At 66.1% G+C, this 5,424-nt stretch carries 7 protein-coding genes and 1 pseudogene; all 8 read left to right on the forward strand.

Annotation, left to right across the window (positions count from 1 at the left end):
- Positions 1 to 266 precede the first annotated feature (266 nt).
- Positions 267 to 1,076 (forward strand): GTPase, encoded by an 810-nt coding sequence (locus V8Z74_RS25870; protein ID WP_087535302.1) that lies wholly within the window; start codon positions 267 to 269, stop codon positions 1,074 to 1,076.
- Positions 1,073 to 1,291 carry a hypothetical protein gene (locus tag V8Z74_RS25875; protein ID WP_087535303.1) on the forward strand — a complete coding sequence of 73 codons (219 nt, stop codon included), beginning with the start codon at positions 1,073 to 1,075 and terminating at the stop codon, positions 1,289 to 1,291. Before V8Z74_RS25870 ends, V8Z74_RS25875 begins: the two co-directional genes overlap by 4 nt.
- Before the next feature lie 92 nt (positions 1,292 to 1,383).
- Positions 1,384 to 1,737, forward strand: coding sequence for a DUF3085 domain-containing protein (locus V8Z74_RS25880; protein ID WP_087535304.1), 354 nt, complete (start codon positions 1,384 to 1,386; stop codon positions 1,735 to 1,737).
- Positions 1,738 to 1,885: 148 nt separating this feature from the next.
- A complete protein-coding gene (locus V8Z74_RS25885) occupies positions 1,886 to 2,728 on the forward strand; it encodes a phosphoadenosine phosphosulfate reductase domain-containing protein (protein WP_087535305.1) in 843 nt (280 codons plus the stop codon).
- Positions 2,729 to 2,732: 4 nt separating this feature from the next.
- Positions 2,733 to 3,242, forward strand: a complete 510-nt coding sequence (locus V8Z74_RS25890; protein ID WP_349712245.1) for an XF1762 family protein — start codon at positions 2,733 to 2,735, stop codon at positions 3,240 to 3,242.
- A 262-nt stretch (positions 3,243 to 3,504) separates the two neighbouring features.
- Positions 3,505 to 4,422, forward strand: a complete 918-nt coding sequence (locus V8Z74_RS25895; protein ID WP_349712248.1) for a DUF3577 domain-containing protein — start codon at positions 3,505 to 3,507, stop codon at positions 4,420 to 4,422.
- Between the two features lie 56 nt (positions 4,423 to 4,478).
- Positions 4,479 to 5,168 (forward strand): DUF3275 family protein, encoded by a 690-nt coding sequence (locus tag V8Z74_RS25900; RefSeq protein ID WP_087535307.1) that lies wholly within the window; start codon positions 4,479 to 4,481, stop codon positions 5,166 to 5,168.
- A pseudogene (locus V8Z74_RS25905) lies at positions 5,165 to 5,424 on the forward strand (hypothetical protein); the annotation flags it as partial. The gene V8Z74_RS25900 and the pseudogene V8Z74_RS25905, both read left to right, overlap by 4 nt.

Below are 5,424 nucleotides of genomic sequence, written 5' to 3' on the forward strand. Positions count from 1 at the left end.
CGAGGGGCTTTTTCTTGCCCGCAGCGAAGGAAAGCGGATGCGGCGCGGTGCGGTTTCCTACGGGCGGACCGCTCACTCCAGGGCCATTCTTGCCCCATGTTCGTCGGCGTTGCCGACACATGCCCAGGCAGCCAAGACCTTCGAGGCTGCAAGCGCGGGAAACCGTGCTGGTCGTTTCTTCCTACGGACGTACAGCGTCCATCCACCCACAAGGGACCTCTCCCTTGTGGGCGGGGAATCCCTTGTTCTTCCTCAAGGAGATTCCCATGGATCGCTCTCTCATCAAAACCCTGATGCCTTCGCTTGTCGCAGGCCATGTGCCCCGCAATGTGCGGTCGTTCAAGTACCGCGTGTTCGATGATCAGCCGCAATCCTCGACGCTGGGCTTCGCCATCGATCCCCAACCCTTCGACGGCAAGGTGGTCGCGGCGAATGAAAATGCCATCGTCGTCAAGCTCAAGCCCAGCGAGTTCGCGGTGCTCGACCCCAACCTGGTGACCACCGTCCCGAGCGAAGGTGCCAAGGTGCATGTCCAACCGTATGCCCGCCGCCGCTTCGACGGCCTGCGCGCGGACACCCCGGAAGTCATCACCGAGAAAACCTCGGATGGCACGCCTTACACGATCACGAGGCACATCCTCGGTTCCGCACCGGCCAAGCTGCCCATCCCCCAGCCGCAGTGCATGGAACTGGGCCAACTCGTCGAGCAGATGGAGGAAATGCCGGCGCCCGACGGGTTCCGGCGGATCACCCACATGCTGGTCGATGCCGGCGCCCGGGACTTCACCTGGGTCGATCCCAAGCCGTCCAAGATCATCGAAACGCCTCCGGCGATCAGCTTCACGGTCTCGACCGCGAAGTTCGAGGGCCAGGTGACGATCCTCTACGACCGCGGCGGGGACACCTACGTGGTGGAACTGCACCGCAACGGCGAACTGGTCGATCGGCACGACGAGGTGTATTTCGACATGCTCGGCGAAGTGCTGGAACGGCTCATCGACGACGGGCGCTGGCGGCTGATCGACGTGAGCGTGATCGACGCCAAAGCGGCCCGCCGCCAGGCAGTGCTGGCATGACATCCAAGGCCGGCGACTGCTGGGTGGTGTATTCGCCCAACGAGTCGGCCATCGGCGACAGCGCCGGCTTCTGGTCCGACGAGTTCGGCTGGGTCCCGTTCGACCAGGCGACGTGCTTCTCGGCGGAAGAGACCGGGGGCTTGCAGCTTCCGATCTCAACTGGCGGTGATGCGCGCTTCGTTCCATGGCAGGAGGCCCGGCGGCACTACGGCTGACGCCGAAGCCTACCGGCCACAAGCCCCACGGGCCTTCCATCCATCCGGGTGGAGGGCCTTTTCTTTTCCATTCAACACAGGAGATTTCAATCATGTCCCTGCGATTCAAAGGCTCCGACCTGCGCCCCGTGCTGGCCGAGGCGATCGCCACCCAGGGCCGCGTGATCCTCGCCAAGGATCAGGGCGTGTACTTCCTCGCCGAGCGCGGGGAACGCCGCACGGACGGTCGGGTGAAGCTGTTGGCCTATGCCGTCGGCTGCAACCCGGATACCGATCCGTTCGATGACTGGTGGGAACTGGCACGCGCCGAACTGGGCGGCGACGACTTCGGCGAATTCTTCGACCCGAAGGAAGGCGTCTTCGCACGCATCCTGCACGGCACGGACGACCTGATGCTGTCCGCCACCGCCACGCATCTGTCGCTGGAGGTAGCTCCCCCGGCGTAGCGTAGTAACCGCCGCGCGGCCCTCGCAGCCCCCACCCGGGGGCTTTCTTGTCTTCGCATCGCGGCCACCGCTGCGCGTGCGCGTTCGTCTTCAGCCGCCATGGCCTGCCTCGTCGGCCTACCACCGACATGCCCACGGAGACGACCGCATGCACGACCCGTTCAAGATTACCCAACCTACCTGCATCAGCTTTTCGGGCGGCCGCACCAGCGCCTACATGCTCTGGCGCGTGTTGCAGGCCAACAGCGAGCTACCCACCGACACCGTGGTGTGCTTCGCCAACACGGGCAAGGAAGTGGAAGCGACCTTGCGCTTCGTGCGCGACTGCGCTGAACACTGGCAGGTGCCTATCCACTGGCTGGAGTACCTGCCCACGGAGCCGGGCTTCATGCTGGTCGATTTCGAGCGCGCCAGCCGCCAGGGCGAACCGTTCGAGGCGCTGATCCGCAGGCGCCAGTACCTGCCCAATCCCGTCGCCCGCGGCTGCACGACCAGCCTGAAGATTCGCCCGATGCACCGTTTCCTGCGGCATCTGGGCTGGACGGACTGGGACCAGATGATCGGTATCCGCGCCGACGAGCAGCGGCGCGTCGCCAAGATTCGAGCGCGCGGCCATTCCACCGAATCGACCCACGAAACCATGTGCATGCCGCTGGCGGACGCGGGCGTCACCGTGCGCGACGTGGGCAACTTCTGGCAGGCGCAGCCGTTCGACCTTGAACTGCTCACGGTGAACGGCCGCACGCTCGAAGGTAACTGCGACCTGTGTTTTCTGAAGCCGCGCAGGCAGCGCCTGGCCCTCATCAAGGCCCGGCCCGAAGCCGCTGTGTGGTGGATTCGCATGGAATCCCTGAACCTGGCGAGCAAGCCCAGCGGGGCTCGGTTTCGCGCCGATGGTCCCAGCTACGCCGACCTGGCGCGCTTCGCTGCCGACCAGGGCGACCTGTTCGATGCCGCCGAGGAACCGCTCGCCTGCTTCTGCGGCGATTGATGCTGTGCGCACGGCATTGGCCTCGCCACGGCTGCAACTGGTGCCCGTGTCGCTGCGCACCGCCAATGCCTTCGTGCAGGAGCACCATCGGCACCACCGTCCGGTTCAAGGGGCGAAGTTCGCCCTGGCGGTCACGCTGTCCGGCAGCGACGGCATCTGTGGCGTGGCCATCGTCGGTCGCCCGGTCGCGCGTCACCTGGACGACGGCTGGACCCTCGAAGTCACCAGGCTCTGCACCGATGGCGCACCGAACGCCTGCAGCAAGCTCTACGGAGCCGCCTGGAAGGCGACCAAGGCACTGGGCTACACGCGGCTGATCACCTACACCTTGCCCGAGGAAGGCGGTGCCAGCCTGCGCGCTGCCGGCTGGCGGCTGGTCGGTACGCGCGGCGGCGGCACCTGGAGCCGCCCCAGCCGTCGCCGCGCTGACACCCCCGAGCACCTGCGCGGCCCCAAGTGCCTGTGGCAGGCGCCAGGCGGCGCGGACAAAGGGAAACGCCCGGATGCCGATTGATTGCTGCCGCGCGCGCGAACCCCGCCCATGCTGCCCCCATGCCTCGCTGACAGCCGTCAGCAGCATCCCAGGTAGCCACGATCTTCAAGGCTACGGCGCGGTTCCACCGCGTTGATCACCCAGCTCGCACCGCATCCGTCCGCGAGCGGCCACCAGTCTTGGTGGCGGATGCTTTCGCCTTATCAACCCACCGCGGGGTTACGCACCTTTCCCCGCATGCGTGGGCCGGTGTGTCTCCGCTTCATCCCAATGGAGATTCACCATGAACACCACGTCCAACGAGAAATCGTATTTCGACATCCATACCTCGGGCATCGGATATATCCAGCGTGCCCGCGAGGTTCCCGTTCGGGGCGGCCGCCGCGCACAGCCTTTCATCGCATGCACGATCGCCGCACTGGTCGGTTCCGCCAAGGACCCGACCTACCGCTACTTCGACGTCAAGGTGTCCGGTGCGGATGCCAAGAAGCTGGTCGAGCGCTACATCGGCGTTGACGATCCCAAGCAGCGCCCGCTGGTGCGCTTCCGCCTCGGAGACCTCTGGGGCGATGCGTACATTCGTGACAAGGGCCAGCACGCCGGCAAGCCGGGCGCCAGTCTCAAGGCGCGTCTGCTCAAGGCCGAGCCGCTTGACCGGGCCGAACTGGCTTCGATCAGGCAGCACGAGCTGATCACGCGCGGCATCGGCTACCTCAGCCGTCCGAAAGACATCACCCCCAAGGATGGCGATCCGTTCCTGTCGTGCTGCGTCGCGGCACTGGCCGGGCCTGTCGGTGAACCGGAATATCGGTACTTCGACACCATCGTCACCACCCCCGAGGCCGAGCACCTGGTACGCCGGTGCGTGCAGGCCATCGAAGGGGATCGCAAGGTGCTGATCGGCTTCAAGTTGAACGACATGAAGATCGATCCGTACATCCGCACCAAGGGCGAGCGCGCCGGGGAACCGGGAGCGAGCCTGGAATCGACGCTGATCCACATCGGTCTCATCAAGATCGACGGCAAGACGGTCTATTCGCCGAGCCAGGCGCAAGCCGAGGCGCCGCAGGCCGAGGACGCACCCGCGCCCGAAGCCGAGGACGCCGCCGGCACCGCTGCTGACCAGCCTGTCGAGCCCGCCGAGCGCGAGCCCGCAGGTGAGGTCGAAGAGCATGAGCCGGCATTGGCTGCTTCGTTCTGATCCGGCATGGCCCCTCACGGGGCCTTGCCTTTTCCTATTCTTCAAGGAGAACCATCATGGCAGTCACATCGGCACCCGAGAAATCGGTCGCGCCCATCGTCGTCCCGGGCCAGCTCACGCTGCGCACCATCCGCGGCAAGAACGGCCCGTTCACGGTCGGCCGCCTCGCCACGCACCTCGGTACGTTCGAGGTCAAAGACCCGGAGCTGGAGCAGTACCCCGAAGGCAAGTACGACGGGGAATTCATCATCAGGTACATCTTCCCGAAGTCCTACCCGGTCGGCGGCGGCATGCGGTTCGAGATCCGTGCCAGCCTCGACGGCATGACGCTCAACGGCATCGACAAACTGAGCCGCGACGAAGCCCGCAGCTTCGCCACCCAGGACGTCGATCCGCTCGATGAAGAGCAAGGGGCGCAGCCTGCGGCAACGCCGGCCAAGCCCGCCAGACCGTCCAAGCCCGCCAAACCTGCACCCATGCAGGCGTCCGCGGACCCGCTGGTCGATACCACGCCTTTCGGCGTGGATGCGCCGACGCCTGCTGCGGCGACTGCCCCCGGCAGTACCGAGGATGGCGACGCCGCGCTGTTCGGCCTGTTGTGGCCGCTGGGCGAGTCCGTGAAGCTGGATTCGACCATCGACCGCCGCGCCCTGCGCGCGCAGATCGCCCGCCTGGGCGAGCTGGGCTACGCGCTGGACTTCAAGACGCAGGAGTGGAGCCGCCAGGCCGAACTGCAACCTGCGTGATCGCAGACGCCGCATGCGCGGTGTTCTTCATCCACCCGCCGGGGTTCCTTCCCCATGCGGGGGAGGCCCTGGCCATTTTCTGGAGGTCTCCATCATGTCCACCATCGCTTGCGATACCCCCCCGTTCCGCGCTGGACGAATCCGCGTGGCGGGCTGTTTGCAAGGCCGCCGCCGAGCACGCCCAGCGTGGTTGCGGCCTGTCCTGGGAACACTGGGTCACGCTTTTCAGTTCCGAGATCGACGCGCAAGTCAGTCG

It is taken from the genome of Comamonas sp. w2-DMI (genome assembly GCF_040187735.1).
Lineage (GTDB): Bacteria > Pseudomonadota > Gammaproteobacteria > Burkholderiales > Burkholderiaceae_C > Comamonas > Comamonas terrae.

Bases quoted from the DNA above. Each gene is read 5' to 3' on its own strand.
- V8Z74_RS25870 (WP_087535302.1), top strand. From the start codon at position 267: ATGGATCGCTCTCTCATCAAAACCCTGATGCCTTCGCTTGTCGCAGGC.
- V8Z74_RS25875 (WP_087535303.1), top strand. From the start codon at position 1,073: ATGACATCCAAGGCCGGCGACTGCTGGGTGGTGTATTCGCCCAACGAG.
- V8Z74_RS25880 (WP_087535304.1), top strand. From the start codon at position 1,384: ATGTCCCTGCGATTCAAAGGCTCCGACCTGCGCCCCGTGCTGGCCGAG.
- V8Z74_RS25885 (WP_087535305.1), top strand. From the start codon at position 1,886: ATGCACGACCCGTTCAAGATTACCCAACCTACCTGCATCAGCTTTTCG.
- V8Z74_RS25895 (WP_349712248.1), top strand. From the start codon at position 3,505: ATGAACACCACGTCCAACGAGAAATCGTATTTCGACATCCATACCTCG.
- V8Z74_RS25900 (WP_087535307.1), top strand. From the start codon at position 4,479: ATGGCAGTCACATCGGCACCCGAGAAATCGGTCGCGCCCATCGTCGTC.